We start from the raw sequence: 13,403 nt of genomic DNA on the forward strand, positions 1-13,403 counted from the left end.
CGCGGACACGGCCAGGTGCCGGAGGCCCTCAGGAGTTCTTGACCGAGGCAAGGTGGGCGAACACCACCACGTTGTCCTTGTAGTCCTTCTTCTTCTTGTCGTAGACGCCGCCACAGGTGATCAGCCGCAGCTGTGCGGTTCCGTTGTCGGAGTACACCCGGTCGTTCGGGAAGTCCGCCTTGCTGAAGGTCTCGACCGAGTCGATCTTGAAGGTGGCCGTGGCGCCGTCCTGACGGGTGATGTCGACCGAATTTCCGGCCTTGAGCGTGCTGAGCAGCAGGAACACCGCGGGGCCGGTCTTGGTGTCGACATGCCCTGCCACCACCGAGGTCCCACGCTCACCGGGGGTGGCGCCGTCCTTGAACCAGCCCACGAGATTCGGGTCGTTCGCGGGCGGCGCGTCCAGTTGCCCGGAGGAACCGATCGACAGCGGCGTGAAGGGCGCGTCGACCGCGATCGACTTGATCGAGATCCGCCTGGGATCGGACGCGGGCAGCCCGAGCGAAGTGGCGGACGAGGATGCCGTCGGCGCGAGCGACGCGGTGGCCGAGGCCGCGGGGAGGGAGACCACGGAGGGCGCCGGCGGGACTCCGGCCGAGGCGTCGAAGGAGTTGTAGACGAGGAGGAAGCCGAGCCCCACCGCCGCGACGGGCCAGAGCAGAGAACGGCCGAGGGCAGGGGAGGCGGCGGAATCTGGTTCGGACTGCTGCGGGGCGGCCATGCGCGTGCTGCCTTTCGCGTACGGGAGTGACGGGTGGGCTGTACGGGAGGGACGGGCGATACGGGCGGGCGGCACAGGGGCGGGCCGTACGGGAAAATCGGCGCGGCCACCGCCCGGAGGAGGGCGGCGGCCACGACAGGATTCATTCAGCGGTGCGGGGCACCTGTCAGACAGCCGCGGCACCCGAGGCGTTACGGCGGCGCAGCTTGTACGCGACGGCGCCGAGGCCACCGAGCATCAGCACGGAACCGGCGGCCAGGCCGCTGCCGGAGAGCGCCATCGCTCCGCCGCCGGTGTGGACGCCGCCTTCGGGCTTCTCGTGCTTCCAGTTCTTCTCGCTGTCACCGGAGCCCGAGTCGGACTCCTTGTCCTTCTGCCAGTCGTCGGACGACACGGCGGCGAGCGCCCCGCCGCCGGTGTGGACGCCACCCTCGGGCTTGTCGTGCTTCCAGTCCTTCTCGCTGTCCGAGCCGGACTCCTTGTCCTTCTGCCAGTCATCGGAGAACAGACCGGCGAGCGCCCCGCCACCGGTGTGGACGCCACCCTCGGGCTTGTCGTGCTTCCAGTCCTTCTCGCTGTCCGAGCCGGACTCCTTGTCCTTCTGCCAGTCATCGGACGACAGACCGGCCAGCGCGCCGCCACCGGCGTGCACACCGCCCTCGGGCTTGGCGTACTTCCCCGAGTCCGACTTCTCGTGGCTGTCGTTGCTGCCGGCGGAGGAACCGCTGTCCTTGCTCCAGTCGTCCGCCGAGGTCACGGCGTATGCGGCGGGAACGGAGACCGCGAGGACCGCCGTGACGGCGGCCGATGCGAACAGGGTGCGGGTAGAGCGCATGGATACACAGTCCTTTCGCCACCCCCGCGCTGGCCGGCTGGTTGCCGGCTCCTCGGATCACGGGTGCGACGTGATCCACCGTCAGTCGAAATCCGGAGGCTCACCACTCGGGGAGGCCGCATTCGAGGGACGGGGTGGGCTCATCGTGTGACAGGGAGCCAGATGTCACCCGTTGGACGGCACGCCACGCCGTGACGAGGTTTGGGCGGTGACGATCATCCGTGTAGGGGGGCCTCGGTGCTCGTAGGATCGCGGTATGAACGACATCGCACCGGCCGGCTGCTGCTCCCCCGGCCGCGGGAGGCCTGACGGCCTGTCCGGAACCACTCCCTCCGACCAGGCCGCCCCCGGCCGTGACACCCCTCAGCCACCCGGCGCGAAGGGGATGTCCGACACGAAGGGGACGCCCGGAGCGAAGGGGACAGCCGACGCGAAAGGGACAGCCGACGCGAAGCGCGCAGCCGACGGGATGGTCCTGCTCCCCGGCGGGTCGTTCCTCATGGGCTCCGAGGATCCGGACGGGTTCCGGGACGACGGTGAGGGCCCGGTCCGCGAGGTGCGGGTCTCCGCCTTCCACATCGACGCGCACGCGGTCAGCAACGAGCGGTTCGCGGCGTTCGTCTCGGCCACCGGGTACGTCACGGAGGCCGAGCGGTTCGGCTGGTCGTACGTCTTCGCCGGGTTCCTCCCGGCCGCGCTCCGGCGCGGCGCCGGCCGTCCGGACGCCACTCCTTGGTGGTGCGGGGTGGAGGGCGCCCGGTGGAACGCACCCGAGGGACCCGGAAGCGGGATCGAGGACCGCGGGAACCATCCCGCGGTGCACATCTCCTGGAACGACGCACGCGCGTACTGCCGTTGGGCGGGCACCAGGCTGCCGACGGAGGCCGAGTGGGAGTACGCGGCCCGGGGCGGCCTGGAGCAGGCCCGCTACCCGTGGGGCGACGAGCTGACGCCGGGCGGGGAGCACCGCTGCAACATCTGGCAGGGGCACTTCCCCACGAAGAACACCGCCGACGACGGCTACACGGGGACAGCCCCGGTCGATGCCTACCTGCCGAACGGCCACGGTCTGTACAACATGGCGGGCAACGTCTGGGAGTGGTGCCAGGACTGGTGGAGCACCGCACATCCGACGGTGCGCCGGAGCGATCCGCGCGGCCCGTCCGCGGGCGAGTCCAAGGTGATGCGGGGCGGTTCCTATCTGTGCCACCGCTCGTACTGCAACCGGTACCGGGTGGCCGCCCGTACCCGCAACACCCCGGACAGCACCACGGGGAACCTCGGCTTCCGGTCTGTGCGCACGGACTGACCCCGCCGTCATTGCAGCAACATGAATATTTTTCCGGGTCATTGACTAAAAAATCGCGTGGTCCTCATGCTGGACGCCATGCACTCACACGGTGGCCCTCTCTCGCGGCTGAGGCGCGGGCACGAGGAGCGCGTACTCGGTCTGCTGCGCCGGCACGGACCCCAGAGCCGGGCCGAGCTCGGACGCCAGGCCGGGCTGTCGCGCACCACGCTGTACGACATAGTCGGGACCCTGGTCGCGAGCGGCGCCGTCGTCACAGCCGCCGCTGAGCCAGGTCCGCGCAAGCGCGGCCGTCCGGTGGAACACCTCACCCTCAATCCGGCGGCCGGCCAGGCCGTCGGCATCGACTTCGCGCGCCGTGCCGTCCATGTGGCCGCCGCCAACGTGGCACACGAGGTGATCGGTTCGGCAAGCAGGTCACATCCTCCCGGGCTCTCCTGGGAGCGGCGGGTGGAGCTGGCCGAGCGGCTGGTCGCCACGCTGGCGGGCGGCACGCTCCGGCTGGCCGCCCTCGGCACGACCGGTGCGGTCGGGGTCGGCGTCGTCGGCCCGGTACGCACGGCCGGGGGCACTCCGGAGGAGCCGCTGCGGGCCCTGGCCGGGCTGCTCGGCAAGCGGTTCGGGGCCCCGGTCCTGCTGGACAACAACACCCGGCTCGCCGCCCTCGCGGAGTCCACCTGGGGGGCGGCGTCATCGAGCCAGGACGTGCTGTATCTGCGGCTGTCGCACGGAGTGGGCGGCGGGCTGGTCGTGAACGGTTCGCTCCACCGGGGCATGGACGGCCTGGCCGGCGAGCTCGGGCACATCACCGCCGATCCCGACGGCGGCCCCTGCGAGTGCGGGGGCCGGGGGTGCCTGGAGACGATCGCGTCGATCGGGCCGGTCCTGGCCTCCTACCGCGCCCTGGGCGGACGCGCCGACGACGTACCGACCCTCCTGAGAGCGGTCGAGAACGGCAACCCGGCGGCACACCAGGTCCTGCGGGAGGCGGGCACCAGGACCGGCGCGGTGCTCGCGGGGGTCGTCAACGCCGTCGGCCCCGGCGTGATCGTGCTGGGCGGTGAGCTGGCCCGGGCCGGCGAAGCGCTGCTCGTACCCGTGCGGGAGGCTCTCGACGCCCATGTCATGCCGCTGGCCCGTGGACGTGTGACGCTGCTGCCCGCCGGGCTGGGCGAGGCGGGTGGCGCGCTCGGCGGAGTCGCCCTCGCCCTCCATGAATCCCCTCTGCTCGCCCGCTACCCGGCACCGGGCAGCGAAGACCTTCCCGAGGACGCCACATGAGTTCCACGGAGACACCCGTCGAGCGGGACGCTCCCGCACGGGAAAGCACCGGAGACCCCCAGGAGGCGCGGCGGAAGCGGCCCCGTGTTCCCACGCTCGCCCTGAACCTGATCGCGCTGGTGGCCGGCATCGGTGTGTGGTCCTGGCTGGCCTCGCTCGGGGTGCAGGGGCTGCCGGGCCCCGTCGCCGTGGCGGACAGGGCGGGTGAGCTGATCGCTGACGGCACACTGGCCGACGACGTGCTGGCCAGCCTGCGGCGGGTCCTGCTCGGCTTCGCGCTCGGCACCCTGCTGGCCGTGCCGGTGGGCTTCCTGATGGGCTGGTACGGGGTGGCGCGCGGGCTGCTCGAGCCATACGTCCAGTTCTTCCGCACCGTGCCGCCGCTGGCCCTGATTCCGCTGGCCATCGTACTGATGGGCATCGGCGAGGTGCCCAAGATCTTCGTGATCTTCCTGGCGGCGTTCCTGTCGAGCGTCGTGGCGGCCTTCCAGGGCGTCGTGGGGGTCGACAGGACACTCATCGACGCGGCCAGGGTCCTGGGCGCCCGGGACGGGACGATCTTCCTCAAGGTCGTCGTGCCCGCATCGGCGCCGTTCATCCTCGTCGGGATGCGGATCGGTCTCGGCTCGGCCTGGGGCACCCTCGTCGCGGCGGAGCTGATCGCCGCGCAGGAGGGACTCGGCTACGAGATGCAGAAGGCCCAGCTCTACTACGACCTCCCCACCATCTTCGTCGGCGTGATCACCATCGGCCTGCTCGGCCTGCTGATGGACCGGCTGCTGCTGCTCGCCGAACGCCGCCTCACCCGCTGGCAGGAGACCCGATGAACGCCAAGATCTCCTTCCGGAACGTCTCACGGACCTTCCCGATGAAGAAGACCACCTTCACCGCCCTGGACGAGGTGTCGCTGGACATCGGTGACGAGGAGTTCGTCACCGTCGTCGGCCCGTCCGGGTGCGGCAAGAGCACCCTGCTCAATCTGGCCGCCGGGCTGGCCGTCCCGACCTCGGGCGAGGTCCTCGTCGACGGGAAGCCGGTCGCCGGGCCGGGACCCGACCGTGGGGTGATCTTCCAGCAGTACGCGCTGTTCCCCTGGCTGACCGTGCGCGGCAACGTCGAGTTCGGGCTGAAGCTGGCGTCCGTGCCGGCCGCCGAGCGCAGGCGGCGGGCGGAGCGCGCCATCGATCTGGTCGGCCTCACCGACTTCGCCGACGCACTGCCCAAGACGCTGTCCGGCGGGATGAAGCAGCGCTGCGCCATCGCCCGTGCCTACGCGGTCGATCCTCAGGTGCTGCTGATGGACGAGCCCTTCGGCGCACTGGACGCGCTGACCAGGGTCCAGCTCCAGGACCAGCTCCTGGACACCTGGAGCCGGGACAGGCGGACGGTCCTGTTCGTCACGCACGACGTCGACGAGGCCGTGTATCTCGCCCGGCGTGTCGTGGTGATGGCCGCGCGGCCCGGCCGGATCCAGTCGGTCATCGATGTGGACCTGCCGTATCCGCGTACCGAAGCCATCCGGCTCTCGCCCGAGTTCGCCCGGATCCGCAATGCCGTGTGGACGTCCGTCTACCACCAGACCCCGGCCCCCGCGGCCGCCTGAAACCGCGCCCTTCACCGAACTCCCCTAAGGAACCCGCGTCATGCGTCTGTCCCAGCGCGCCCTCACAGCGGCCGTCGCCGTGTCCGCCCTCGCACTCTCCGTCACCGGGTGCTCCGGCGACTCGTCGTCCGACGGAGCCTCCACCGTCCACTTCGGTTACATCAGCGACTACAACGGTGCGAGCCTGCTGGCCATCGCGGACAAACAGGGGCTGTGGAAGGACCAGGGGCTGAAGGCCGAGTACAGCACGTTCACCAACGGCCCCCTCCAGATCCAGGCGCTCGGATCCGGCAACCTCGACTACGGGTACATCGGCCCCGGCGCCCTGTGGCTGCCCGCCTCGGGCAAGGCCAAGATCATCGCGATCAACACCCTGGGCCGCGCCGACCGGGTCATAGCCCAGCCCGGCATCACCTCCGTCAAGGGCCTCAAGGGCAAGAAGGTCGGTGTGCCCGAAGGCACCTCGGGTGCGATGGTGCTCGATCTGGCCCTGAAGAAGGCCGGGATGTCGGAGAAGGACATCGAGAAGGTGCCGATGGACCCGTCCACGGTCGTGTCGGCGTTCGCCGCCGGTCAGATCGACGGGGCGGGCCTCTGGTATCCGCTGATCGACAACATCAAGGCGAAGAAGCCCGAACTCGAGGAGGTCGCGAGCACGGAGGACTTCAAGGACCGGGCGTTCCCCAACGCCTTCGTCTCGCCCGCCAAGAGCGACGCGAAGCAGGACGCCAAGGTCGTCAAGGTCCTCCAGAAGGCCAACGACTGGCGCGCCGCGCACCCCGACGAGGCCATCGACGCCACCGCATCGCTGCTGAAGATCGACCGCGCCAAGGTGGTGGCGGACGCGGCCAACGTGGAGGCGCTGTCGACCGCCGATCTGGTGGCCAGGACAGGGGACGGCACCGTGGACGGCTGGCTGGACGGGCTCGGCGAGTTCTTCGTGAACACGGGTCAGCTCAAGAAGGTCCCGGCGGCGGACACGTACTACGAGGGCGACCTCTACACAAAGGCGTTCAAGAAGTGAACCTGCTGTTCCTGATGACCGATCAGCACCGGGTGGACACCCTCGGCTGTTACGGCAACCCGCATGTCGCCACGCCGAACCTGGACCGGCTGGCGGCCACCGGCACCCGCTTCGACCGCTTCTACACGCCCACGGCGATCTGCACCCCGGCCCGGGCGAGCCTGCTCACCGGACAGGCTCCCTTCCGGCACCGGCTGCTCGCCAACTACGAGCGCAACGTGGGGTATCTGGAGGATCTGCGGGACGACGCCTTCACCTTCCCCGCGGCCCTGGCCGAGCGCGACTACCGGCTGGGTCTCATCGGCAAGTGGCACGGCGGGACCCACCGCAACGCGGCCTCGTACGGTTTCGATGGCCCTGATCTGCCGGGCTGGCACAACCCCGTCGACCACCCGGACTACCTGGCGTACCTGGAGGAGCGCGGACTGCCGCCGTACCGCATCTCCGAGCCGATCCGGGGCACGGCACCGGGCGGGAACCAGGGAAATCTGCTGGCCGCCCGGCTGCACCAGCCGGTGGAGGCGACGTTCGAGCACTATCTGGCCACCCGGGCCATCGAGCATCTGGAGCGGTACGCGGCGGGCGAGGAGCCGTTCTTCCTGGCCACACACTTCTTCGGCCCGCATCTGCCCTATCTGCTCCCGGACGCCTACTTCGACCTCTACGATCCGGAGCTCGTCGAGCTGCCGCCGTCCATCGCCGAGACCTTCGAGGGCAAACCACCGGTGCAGCGCAACTACAGCGCGCACTGGGCGTTCGACACCATCCCCATCGAGACGACGCGCAAGCTGATCGCCGTCTACTGGGGCTACGTCACCCTGATCGACGAGCAGATCGGGCGCATCCTGACCCGACTGGACGAGCTGGGGCTCGGTGAGAACACCTCGGTGTTCTTCACCGCGGACCACGGCGAGTTCACCGGCGCCCACCGGCTCCACGACAAGGGCCCGGCGATGTACGAGGACATCTACCGCATCCCCGGCATCATCCGGATCCCCGGTGAAGCCCCCCAGGTCAGGGACGAGCTGGTCAGCCTCACCGACTGCACGGCGACGCTGCTCGAACTGGCGGGCTGCGACCCGTCCCCCGCGGTGGACAGCCGCAGCCTGGTCCCGCTGGTCAGGGGCGAGAGCCCCGCGTGGCCGGGCGAGCTGGTCGCGGAGTTCCACGGCCACCACTTCCCCTACCCGCAGCGGATGATCCGCGACGACCGCTACAAGCTCGTCGTCAACCCGGAGTCGGTCAACGAGCTGTACGACCTGGAGGCGGACCCGCACGAGCTCAGCAACCGGTACACCCACCCCGAATTCACCCCGGTTCGCGACCGGTTGATGCGGCGGCTGTACGAGCTCCTGCGGGAGCGGGGCGACAACTTCTACCACTGGATGACATCGATGTACGACATCGGTGCCTCCGACCACGACCCGAGCCTCAGCGCCTTCGAGAACGACGACACGACCTGGACCGCCGCACAGTGACACGGGCGACCCCGCCCCCGCCGGTGTTCCGGTGGGGGCGGAGTCGTTCGCACCCACCGGCCGGACACCTCCGGCCGATGCCCGTAATCCCTTGCTGAAATGCTCTGCAATTTCTTGCCGAGATCGTCGGCAGCTGCTTGACTCGCCTGCGATCAGCGGTGATTGCCGGCCCGGCCGCGAGGTCGCCGCGAGGGCTGGACAGCGCCGCCCCCTCGTATGCGAGAGGAACAGCGATGAGCAGCGAATACGACGTCCTCGTCCTGGGAGGGTCGGGCGTCGACACGATCGTGTACGTCCCCGAGCTCCCGCTTCCCTACGCCGACAGCTACATGATCCAGCCGGGCATCGAGACCCGTGCCGGGCAGACCGGCGACTTCGTGGCGCTCGGGCTGAGCGCGCTGGGACTGCGCACCCACCACCTCGACATGATCGGGGACGACTCCTCCGGCGAGCTCGTCCGGGCCTTCCACCGCGACCGGGGCATCGGGTTCAGCGAAGTGCCCCTGCCCGGCGGGACGAAGCGCGCCGTCAATCTCGTCGGTCCCGACGGACGTCGGCTCTCCCTCTACGACGACACCCGCTCCCACGAGTCCGACCGGCTGCCCGAGGAGCTGGTCCGCTCCCTGGCGTCGGCGAGCCGCCACGCGCATGTCTCCCTCACCTATCCGTGCGCCTTCGCCCTCCCCCAGCTGCGCGAGGCGGGCCTGAGCATCTCCACCGACCTCCACAACTGGGACGGCGAGAATCCGTATCACGAGCCGTTCGCCTACGGCGCGGACATCGTCTTCGTGTCCACGGCGGCCCTGCTCGACAAGGAGAAGACGATGCGCCACATCCTGGAGCGGGGGCGGGCCGAGGTCGTGATCGCCACCGCGGGGGCCGGGGGCGCGTATCTGCTGACCGCCGACGGGCTGGCCCATGTCCCGGTGGTCGAGCCGCGCAGGCCGGTGGTCGACTCCAACGGGGCGGGCGACGCCTTCGCCTCCGGTTTCCTCTTCGGCCGGCTGACGGGCGAGGACCTGGGCCGGAGCGCTCTGTACGGCTCGGTGGCCGGCGCCTACGCGTGCACCGTCCCGGCGACCGTGAGCGACGCCATCGACCGCGCGGGACTTCTCGCGGAGGTCGCCGAGCTCACGGGAGGGCCGGCCGACGGCCCCGGGGACGGCGGGCCGGTCGACGACGACACCCGGCACGCCTTCTCCACACATCCGGAGGCCACGTGACACAGCGGGCACGAAGCGCCGAAAAACGTTTCACGAATAAGTCGTCCAGGCACAGAAGGAACACAGATAAAATAGAGACGTGTTCACCTTTTCATGGCCGTGTGAATACGCGCATCTTCCGAACTCGCCCCGGACCCTCTTCGGCAGTCCACACCACCCGCACCCGGAATTAAGGCGGCCTCCGGATCGGTGAAACCTGCACACAGAGTGCGCACAGCGATCACGTGCCCGAGCCGGAAAGTCCAGGCCTGGACCAGGCCGTGGGCCGATTGGGGCGGGAGTGCCCCACTTGGGCGGCGCGACATTGCGAGGCCGCGGAATTCATCCGGTGAAGCTCGTGAAGGATCTGCCGCCATGAAATGAACACCTCTGCACGTAAGTCGATTCCAGCGGGCCGACAACCACAGATCCGCCGCAGTTCGATTGGCTGTACAAGGCGCAGGCGTGCTTTGATCCTGGCCCATACGGAGTCCGCACCCCAGGTTTCCGTATATTGGCAATTTCCATACGAAGGGCAGCGCTCATCATGAACAACACCCCCCAGGTCCAGACCGCCGAGATCTCCGACAGCGACCTCGACAACGTCTCGGGCGGCCTCGTCGGCGGCGTGGTCGGCAACGTCACGGGCACCGTCGAGGGCATCGTCCCGGTCGCCGGCGTCGTCGGCTCGGTCACCGGTCTCGTCGAGTCCGCCACCGGCGTGAACACGGGCGCGGTCACCGGTCTGGCCTCCGGCCTGACCTCCGGTCTCTGAGACGCGGCAGCACCCCGCCGAGCCCCGGAACCCGATGGTTCCGGGGCTCGGTGCCGACCGCTGACAGGTGAGGGAAGAGTTCCGTGCAGTTCCGCCAACAGGCCCTTTCCAAGCTGCAGTCGCCCGAACAAATCGACCTTCCGGTGCGCTTCGCCCGCCCGCAGGGCCTGCTCGTCCTCTGCGTCACCGTCGCCGTGATGGCCGCCGCCTGCTTCTGGGCCGTGACGGGATCCGTCGCCAGCACGCTCGACGCCCCCGGCATCCTCACGCACTCCCGCGGCAGTTACATCCTGCAGAGTCCGGTCGCCGGGCAGATCACCGAGGTGCTCGCCGAAGAGGGCGCGACCCTGCCCAAGAACTCCCCCCTACTCAAGGTCCGTACGCCGCAGGGCGAACGCGTCGTCCGTACGATCGACACCGGCCGGCTCACCTCGGTGACGGCCACCGTCGGCGCCGTGGTCACCACCGGCGCGGACGTGGCGAGCGTCGAGCGGACCGACGGGGCCGACGATCCGCTGGTCGTCCTGCTGTACGCGTCCGGCAGCAGTGCCGCGTCCATCCCGGTGGGCGCCTCCGTCGACCTCACCGTCCAGTCCGTGCCCGCCCAGCAGTACGGGGTGCTGCGCGGCAAGGTCGCCGCGGTCGGCAGGGCCGCGCAGACACAGCAGCAGATCACCCGCTTCCTCGGCGACGCACAGCTCGGCGAGCAGTTCTCCGAGCACGGGCGGCCGTTGGCGGTTCTGGTGAAGATCGAGCGCTCGGGCTCCACGAAGTCCGGCTACCGGTGGTCCTCGGCCGAGGGCCCGCCGTACGCGCTCGGCTCCATGACCCTGGCCACCGGCTCCGTACGTCTCGCCGACCAGCGCCCCATCGATTGGCTGCTCCCGTGACCGCACCGCACCCGTCCCCCACCGCTCAGCAGCTGCCGCCGCCCGGCCGCGGCCGACACCGTCCCGAGGGGTCCCCCGGCAACAGGCGGCGGTCGCGCCAGGACCCGAAGGCCGGGCGGACGAAGAGCGCACGGACGAAGACCGTACGCACCCCCACCGTGCTCCAGATGGAGGCCCTGGAGTGCGGCGCGGCCTCGCTGGCGATGGTGCTCGCCCACTACGGCCGCCATGTTCCGCTGGAGGAACTGCGCATCGCCTGCGGGGTGTCGCGCGACGGCTCACGCGCCAGCAACGTGCTCAAGGCGGCCCGTGGTTACGGTCTCCAGGCCAAGGGCATGCAGATGGAGCCCGCGGCCCTCTCCGAGGTGCGGGCGCCCGCGATCCTGTTCTGGGAGTTCAACCACTACGTCGTGTACGACGGCATGGGGCGACGGCTCGGACGGCGGGGGGTACACATCAACGACCCCGACAAGGGCCGCCGGTTCGTCCCTGCCGAGGATTTCGACACCAGCTTCACCGGGGTCGTCCTCGTCCTAGAACCCGGTGCGGACTTCGAGCGCGGCGGCCGTAAGCCCGGTGTCATGACCGCGCTGCCGGCCAGGCTGCGCGGCACGACGGGCACGATGCTGGTCGCGCTGCTCGCCAGTCTGCTGCTGGTGGCCGTCGGCGCCACGCTCCCGGCCCTGAGTCGTACCTATATCGACATGTTTATGATCGGTGAACAGACCTCGCTGCTGGGCGTGCTGTTCGCCGCGATGGGCACCATGGTCGCCCTCACCGTCGTACTGACCTGGCTGCAGCAGGCGAATCTGCTGCGCGGGCGCATCATCTCCTCCACCCTGGGCAGCGCGCGTTTCTTCCGGCATCTGCTCCGGCTGCCCGTCACCTTCTTCTCGCAGCGCAGCCCCGCCGATCTCGTCCAGCGTCTCCAGTCCAACGACGCCGTGGCGGAGACCCTCGCCCGGGATCTCACCGCGGCGGGCGTGGACGGCATCGTCGTCCTCCTCTACGCGTTCCTGCTGTGGACGTACGATCCGCAACTGACCGTCATCGGGGTGGGGATCGCGCTGCTCAACGTGGTCGCGATGCGCATCGTCGTACGGCTGCGGGCCACCGGCACCCAGAAACTGCGGGCCGACAGCGCACGGCTGACGAACACCTCGTACACCGGTCTCCAGCTGATCGAGACGATGAAGGCCACCGGTGGCGAGAACGGCTATTTCCGCCGGTGGGCCGGGCAGCACGCGACGACGCTGGAGCAGCAGCAGCGCCTCGGGGTACCGAGCGCCTGGCTGGGCGTCGTCGCCCCCGCGCTCGCGACGCTCAACAGCGCGCTGATCCTGTGGATCGGTGGTCTCCGGGCCGTCGAGGGGCATATCTCGATCGGTCTGCTCGTCGCCTTCCAGGCCCTGGTGACCCGCTTCACCGCACCGGTCACCCGGCTCAACGGGGTGGCGGGCCGGATCCAGGACTTCGCCGCCGACGTGGCCCGCCTCAAGGATGTCGAGAACTTCCCGGTGGACCCGCTGTACTCCCGCCGGGAGCCGGCCGCGAGCACCCGCCGCCTCAAGGGCCATGTGACGCTGGAGGACATCACCTTCGGCTACAGCCCGCTCGACAAGCCGCTGCTCACCGGTTTCTCGCTGTCCGTGGGGCCGGGCCGGCAGGTGGCGCTCGTCGGCGGTTCGGGCAGCGGCAAGTCGACGGTCTCGCGGCTCATCTCGGGGCTCTACAGCCCTTGGGAGGGCACGATCCGTATCGACGGACGGCGCCTGGAGGACATCCCCAGGGGCGCCCTGGCCGCGTCCGTGTCCTTCGTCGACCAGGAGGTCTTCCTCTTCGAGGGGACGGTCCGTGACAACGTGGCGCTGTGGGACCCCTCGGTCCCGGACGAGGCGGTGGCCGAGGCCCTGCGGGACGCCGCCCTGTACGACGTCGTCTCCCGCCGCCCCCGTGGCATCCACGGCCGGGTGGAGCAGGACGGCCGTAACTTCTCCGGCGGGCAGCGCCAGCGTCTGGAGATCGCCCGGGCGCTCGTGCGCCGCCCCAGCATCCTGGTCCTGGACGAGGTCACCAGCGCGCTGGACGCGGAGACGGAGCGGATCATCATCGACAACCTGCGCCGGCGCGGCTGTGCCTGTGTCGTGATCGCGCACCGGCTGAGCACCGTGCGCGACAGCGACGAGATCGTCGTCCTGGACCACGGCACAGTCGTGGAGCGCGGCCGCCACGAGCAACTGGTGGCCGCCGGCGGCCCCTACGCCGATCTGGTCAGGGAGCACTGA

At 70.0% G+C, this 13,403-nt stretch carries 12 protein-coding genes; 10 read left to right on the forward strand and 2 right to left on the reverse strand.

Annotated features, from left to right (window positions below; translation table 11 throughout):
- Positions 1-28: 28 nt before the first annotated feature.
- Together AB0C75_RS20095 and AB0C75_RS20100 are read right to left on the reverse strand one after the other, a co-directional pair.
- Positions 29-721, reverse strand: a complete 693-nt coding sequence (locus AB0C75_RS20095) for a class F sortase (protein ID WP_362892597.1) — start codon at positions 719-721, stop codon at positions 29-31.
- 166 nt (positions 722-887) lie between these two features.
- The gene (locus AB0C75_RS20100; protein WP_362892599.1) at positions 888-1,556 is read right to left on the reverse strand and encodes a hypothetical protein; all 669 of its coding nucleotides are present in this window, start codon (positions 1,554-1,556) and stop codon (positions 888-890) included.
- Positions 1,557-2,025: 469 nt separating this feature from the next.
- On the opposite strand from AB0C75_RS20100, the gene AB0C75_RS20105 reads away from it, so the two are divergent.
- From AB0C75_RS20105 to AB0C75_RS20150, 10 genes are all read left to right on the forward strand, one after another.
- Positions 2,026-2,865, forward strand: a complete 840-nt coding sequence (locus AB0C75_RS20105; protein WP_362892820.1) for a formylglycine-generating enzyme family protein — start codon at positions 2,026-2,028, stop codon at positions 2,863-2,865.
- Positions 2,866-2,931: 66 nt separating this feature from the next.
- Positions 2,932-4,146 carry an ROK family protein gene (locus AB0C75_RS20110; protein ID WP_362892601.1) on the forward strand — a complete coding sequence of 405 codons (1,215 nt, stop codon included), beginning with the start codon at positions 2,932-2,934 and terminating at the stop codon, positions 4,144-4,146.
- A complete protein-coding gene (locus tag AB0C75_RS20115; protein ID WP_362892603.1) occupies positions 4,143-4,973 on the forward strand; it encodes an ABC transporter permease in 831 nt (276 codons plus the stop codon). Before AB0C75_RS20110 ends, AB0C75_RS20115 begins: the two co-directional genes overlap by 4 nt.
- Complete coding sequence (locus AB0C75_RS20120) at positions 4,970-5,749, forward strand: ABC transporter ATP-binding protein (protein WP_362892605.1); 780 nt, start codon at positions 4,970-4,972, stop codon at positions 5,747-5,749. The genes AB0C75_RS20115 and AB0C75_RS20120 overlap by 4 nt, the downstream gene beginning before the upstream one ends.
- 40 nt (positions 5,750-5,789) lie before the next feature.
- Positions 5,790-6,773 carry an aliphatic sulfonate ABC transporter substrate-binding protein gene (locus tag AB0C75_RS20125; RefSeq protein ID WP_362892607.1) on the forward strand — a complete coding sequence of 328 codons (984 nt, stop codon included), beginning with the start codon at positions 5,790-5,792 and terminating at the stop codon, positions 6,771-6,773.
- Positions 6,770-8,251, forward strand: a complete 1,482-nt coding sequence (locus AB0C75_RS20130) for a sulfatase-like hydrolase/transferase (RefSeq protein WP_362892609.1) — start codon at positions 6,770-6,772, stop codon at positions 8,249-8,251. Before AB0C75_RS20125 ends, AB0C75_RS20130 begins: the two co-directional genes overlap by 4 nt.
- Before the next feature lie 233 nt (positions 8,252-8,484).
- Positions 8,485-9,474, forward strand: coding sequence for an adenosine kinase (locus tag AB0C75_RS20135; RefSeq protein ID WP_362892611.1), 990 nt, complete (start codon positions 8,485-8,487; stop codon positions 9,472-9,474).
- A gap of 526 nt (positions 9,475-10,000) precedes the next feature.
- Entirely contained in the window at positions 10,001-10,228 is a 228-nt protein-coding gene (locus AB0C75_RS20140) for a type A2 lantipeptide (protein WP_362892613.1), read from the forward strand.
- An 83-nt stretch (positions 10,229-10,311) separates the two neighbouring features.
- Complete coding sequence (locus tag AB0C75_RS20145) at positions 10,312-11,118, forward strand: HlyD family efflux transporter periplasmic adaptor subunit (RefSeq protein ID WP_362892615.1); 807 nt, start codon at positions 10,312-10,314, stop codon at positions 11,116-11,118.
- On the forward strand, positions 11,115-13,403 hold the full coding sequence (locus tag AB0C75_RS20150; protein ID WP_362892617.1) for an NHLP family bacteriocin export ABC transporter peptidase/permease/ATPase subunit: 2,289 nt from the start codon (positions 11,115-11,117) through the stop codon (positions 13,401-13,403). The genes AB0C75_RS20145 and AB0C75_RS20150 overlap by 4 nt, the downstream gene beginning before the upstream one ends.

Origin of the sequence: Streptomyces sp. NPDC048565 (genome assembly GCF_040650935.1) — a bacterium.
Taxonomy (GTDB): domain Bacteria; phylum Actinomycetota; class Actinomycetes; order Streptomycetales; family Streptomycetaceae; genus Streptomyces.

Excerpts from the sequence above, each read along its gene's own strand:
- AB0C75_RS20110 (WP_362892601.1), top strand. The coding sequence starts at position 2,932 with ATGCTGGACGCCATGCACTCACACGGTGGCCCTCTCTCGCGGCTGAGG.
- AB0C75_RS20095 (WP_362892597.1), bottom strand. The coding sequence starts at position 721 with ATGGCCGCCCCGCAGCAGTCCGAACCAGATTCCGCCGCCTCCCCTGCC.
- AB0C75_RS20100 (WP_362892599.1), bottom strand. The coding sequence starts at position 1,556 with ATGCGCTCTACCCGCACCCTGTTCGCATCGGCCGCCGTCACGGCGGTC.
- AB0C75_RS20105 (WP_362892820.1), top strand. The coding sequence starts at position 2,026 with ATGGTCCTGCTCCCCGGCGGGTCGTTCCTCATGGGCTCCGAGGATCCG.
- AB0C75_RS20115 (WP_362892603.1), top strand. The coding sequence starts at position 4,143 with ATGAGTTCCACGGAGACACCCGTCGAGCGGGACGCTCCCGCACGGGAA.
- AB0C75_RS20125 (WP_362892607.1), top strand. The coding sequence starts at position 5,790 with ATGCGTCTGTCCCAGCGCGCCCTCACAGCGGCCGTCGCCGTGTCCGCC.
- AB0C75_RS20120 (WP_362892605.1), top strand. The coding sequence starts at position 4,970 with ATGAACGCCAAGATCTCCTTCCGGAACGTCTCACGGACCTTCCCGATG.
- AB0C75_RS20135 (WP_362892611.1), top strand. The coding sequence starts at position 8,485 with ATGAGCAGCGAATACGACGTCCTCGTCCTGGGAGGGTCGGGCGTCGAC.
- AB0C75_RS20140 (WP_362892613.1), top strand. The coding sequence starts at position 10,001 with ATGAACAACACCCCCCAGGTCCAGACCGCCGAGATCTCCGACAGCGAC.